Raw genomic sequence first — 4,218 nt, forward strand, 5'->3', positions numbered from 1 at the left:
CGGAAAGCCGCGATGAACCACTAAAAAGGCTATCGATAGATATAGCTCCAATGAAATCTTGCTACATTTTAAGTAACGTTGAAAAATGTCTAATGTTTAACAACGCTAGCTATGCCAACATAACGAACTTATCTAAATATCTCTCCATATGCATTCTAGTGCTCATTTGAATGCAACTTAACTGGCGACTGCCCTATACCTTCTTCGTATAAACCTCTAACTATATAAAAATATGAATATTTTTTGATCTCACACTATGACATTTTATGCAATTCAATTAATATGTTCTCATGTTATAGCTTGATATCTGAAAGAGGTAGTGTGAGAAATTCCCTACGAGAGTTACTAAAACAAACGATTTTCCTTAAATTCAAGTTACCACACAGTGAACTTGATTTGGATTCAATAAAACTAAGTACTGCAGAAGATGACGTGTTTGAGTGTGTCTCTGATAACGCACTTTCAGAGATTATTTACAATTCAATAATTGAATATTCATTTAATGAATTTGAGTTAAAGGATTGTGAACTAGCATCTTTATTAAACGTAGCCTTGAAAACTAAGATAAAGTATAAAGAATATCAAACTCAAGGCACTAAGATTAAATATGGATTCTATGGTGAAGTATTACTTTACTTGATGTTATGTCAATTTTATAAGTCTTCCCCTCTAATTTCGAGAGGGTATTTTTATAACCCACTTGAAAATTCAGAAACCAAAGGTTATGACTCATATCATTTAATCGAAGGTGAAGAAAAAATAGAGTTATGGTTTGGTGAAGTTAAATTTAGAGTAACGTTAGATAGCGGAGCTAAATCAGCTATAGAAGGCATGGATAAAGCTTTTTCAGATGGTTATCTTGAAGACAATATTCTAGCGATGGTAAATCATAGAAATAACCTTGGTGTAAAAGGAAGTAAACTAGAGTCAGTAATAGACTCGTGGATTGAAAAACCAAGTATAAGTATTATAGATGAAGTTAAAAAACACAATATGAAGCTAGTATATCCAGTATTGTTGATTTACCCATCTGACTGCTCAGATTTAGAAAGCCAAATACGAAAGACAGTTAAACATATAAACGATAAATTTTCAAAAAAGACATATAGTTTATCTATTGATTACGAGTTGTTTTTTATGCTCATGCCTGTCGGAAACGTAAAACAAATTAAAGAGGAAGTGATAACGTGGATAGATTCGAAGAAGCTTCTTCTATCATAAAATCAGTAAATGACTACCAGTTAGGTACTATGGATGAGCCACTTTTCATAAAAAATATTTGTGGATATTTTGATCGTATAAAGAAACAGGATTTGACAAACTCAGACCTGAAGTTTCTAAAGTATATATCAAATATGTGTGGGATACCTCATTATTATGACTTGATGGTCGGGAAGTTTGGCCATGAAGACAAGATAAATAATTTTGACTTAAACACATTGTCATCTAATATATATGAAAGTACATTATATGTTGATGAGAATGTAAAAATACACAAATATCAGAAACAGGTACTTAGCCTATTTAACGAAGATCGTGATAACAGGTTTTTTCTTTCTGCCACAACATCATTTGGGAAAACATATTTAATATATGAGATAATAAAGAGAATGAAATATCGAAACATAATTCTCATATTCCCAACAATTGCATTACTTTCAGAAAATTACGAAAAGCTAATATTATCACCTTCTTATCAGTTTTTTAAAGATAATTTTGATATTCATACATTGAGTGATGCTAACGAAATTGGCGATAGCAATATATTTGTATTTACGCCAGAGCGCTATCTGTCGTTTATGGATAAACATTCAGATATTGATATAGATTTTGTTTTTGTTGACGAAATATATAAACTTGATAATGACTTTGTGATTGACTCTATTAATATAGAAAATGAAAGAGATACTGCTTATAGAGTTGCATTACAAAGTATATTAAAAAAATGTTCTAATGTTTTATTGGCAGGTCCGTATATTGAGTTACCAAGTGAAATTAATTCCGATATAAATCAATCATTTAACATTTTTTTGAAAAGCAATGGTTTCACAGTTGTTGACTACAATAAATATGAAATAGTAAATAAAACACATACGTCGATAGGAAATAGGCTTATAAAGATTGACGATGAGCTAACGATTGACTTAAAAGGGTATAGTAAAAAAAATAAGAGCCAACAACTAGCAAAAATAGTTAGTGATATTAGATATAGTGGTGAAAATGTAATTTTGTATTCTAAAGGTCCAGGGATGGCCGAAAAGTATGCAAAGGGAGTGATTTCCGAATCTGTTGAAACTGATAGTAAAATTTCTTTAGAGCTAGATTCTTTCATCTCGCACTTATCAGATAAGTTTGACTTTGAAAATTGGATTGTAATTGAATCTCTAAAAAATAGAATTGGTATACATCATGGTCTGGTTCCCAAGTATATACAAAAAGAAATAGTTGAATTCTTTAACAAGGGAGATTTAGACGCACTAGTTACCACTACTACGATCACCGAAGGTGTTAATACATCAGCAAAAAACCTTTTGGTCTTGAATGCAACCAAGGGTAATAAGATCCTTAAAAAATTTGATGCTAAGAATGTTGCTGGTAGAGCTGGCCGTTTTCTACACCACTATAGTGGTAGAGTACTAGTCTTAGATAAAAAGTTTAACGACATAATTAATGGCGAAGATGATGAAATAAGACATAAGAACTTTGATAGTGAGTCGACGAAAAACGAAATAGATTACTTCATAACTGATGATGAGTTTTTGACAGCCGGGGATATTGAAAAAAGGCTGGAGCTATTAGCAAAGCAGAAAGAACGTGGCATTCCAGATCAGGTTATGCAAATGTACAAAGTTATTTCATATTCGGATAAACTGACAGTCTTTGATCGCATAATGTTACTTTCAGAGCAACAGCATGAGCATATTTCAACATTAGTTTCTCAACTCCAAAGAGGCTTGTCACTTGACTTCGATGGTTTGAAGACGGTTCTTACTGTAATCAATCCTATTATTACAAATGATAATCTCAGCTTCCTTGTAAATAATGAAACTCCAATCAAAAGAGGCTCTAATGCAGGGAAAGTATACTCAACCTTGATATACGCTTTATCCGCTTACCTTTCAGAAGGTTTCTCTGGGACAGTAAGATACAACTTATCTAGAGTTGATAAAAATGGAAAAAGTATCACTGTTGATCAAGCTGTGAGAGATTCGTCTAAGTTTGTATTTAATACGCTAAAATATCAATTGGTTAAGTACCTAGGTGTATTCAATATTATGTATAAGTACTATATGTCAAATAAATTAAATAATAATATGGATGACAATATGGGTATTGATAAATTATTGATTAAACTTGAATACAATGCAACTTCTGAAAAAGGTCGTTTAGCTAGTGATTATGGAGTTCCCAGTAGTATCGTTGATTATTATGATAAAGGGGAGAATCAAAAACTTACAATGAAATTTGATGAATTTGAATGGAAAAAATTTAAAGTGATCCAGTCCATTTTGAGTAAAGGATAGTAATTTTTTCAGTAGCCACTCTATATAGAGTGGCTACTAATCTTTTACGATAGGTAAGTTAATCTTAACCTATAGCTAAACTAAAAGTTCTTTTAGCTTTGAAGATAAGATTTCAGTTCGTTTTGTAATGTACTCATCGAATTTGTCAATACTCAAACATACATTAGGAATATGATGATCAACTAAGAAGGCAGTTCTATCCCTTTCTTTTGTTTCTAATTCAACCCATTTTGTTAGTGTTTTATCGCTCTTGGACATATTTTGATTGGCATCTAACATCTGTAAGTTTTTTAGCGAGTTATACACATCCCAACCATAAGTGTACTTGTCTTCATCATTAAGCTCGTTAAATTGTGCTGTTGGATGTAGGTGATCTTTATGAAAATTGTTATTTTTGTAGTCAAGGTTTGGGTACAAAAGAGCGAGTAAGGAAAATGCATATTTGTTGTCGACTTGAGTGTTTAGTAGCTCTTCAATAAATTCATCACTAATCCCTGTGTCTTTTCTTATTTCTTTGTTTATTGCTTCAACAGGGAAGGTGGATAGGTCACTAGAAATAGGAGCAAGTGTAACATCTGAAGTAAAGGCTTTTCTAACTTGGCTCAGAACAGAGTCGGATGTGCCACCGAATAATCGTTTTACTAAGGCTGTGTGTAACCATCTCTTGATGATGTCTTGATCTGCTCCAGTTAGA

At 32.0% G+C, this 4,218-nt stretch carries 2 protein-coding genes and 1 pseudogene; 2 read left to right on the plus strand and 1 reads right to left on the minus strand.

The window, feature by feature from the left end:
* The first annotated feature begins 321 nt into the window (after window positions 1–321).
* Window positions 322–1,221 carry a DUF1837 domain-containing protein gene (locus AB4407_RS17370; RefSeq protein ID WP_372121438.1) on the plus strand — a complete coding sequence of 300 codons (900 nt, stop codon included), beginning with the start codon at window positions 322–324 and terminating at the stop codon, window positions 1,219–1,221.
* On the plus strand, window positions 1,188–3,524 hold the full coding sequence (locus AB4407_RS17375; protein ID WP_372121439.1) for a DEAD/DEAH box helicase: 2,337 nt from the start codon (window positions 1,188–1,190) through the stop codon (window positions 3,522–3,524). Before AB4407_RS17370 ends, AB4407_RS17375 begins: the two co-directional genes overlap by 34 nt.
* Window positions 3,525–3,599: 75 nt before the next feature.
* On the opposite strand, the pseudogene AB4407_RS17380 reads toward AB4407_RS17375, so the two are convergent.
* A pseudogene (locus AB4407_RS17380) lies at window positions 3,600–4,218 on the minus strand (DUF262 domain-containing protein); the annotation flags it as partial.

The organism is Vibrio sp. 10N.261.46.E11 (assembly GCF_041472735.1).
Classification (GTDB): domain Bacteria; phylum Pseudomonadota; class Gammaproteobacteria; order Enterobacterales; family Vibrionaceae; genus Vibrio.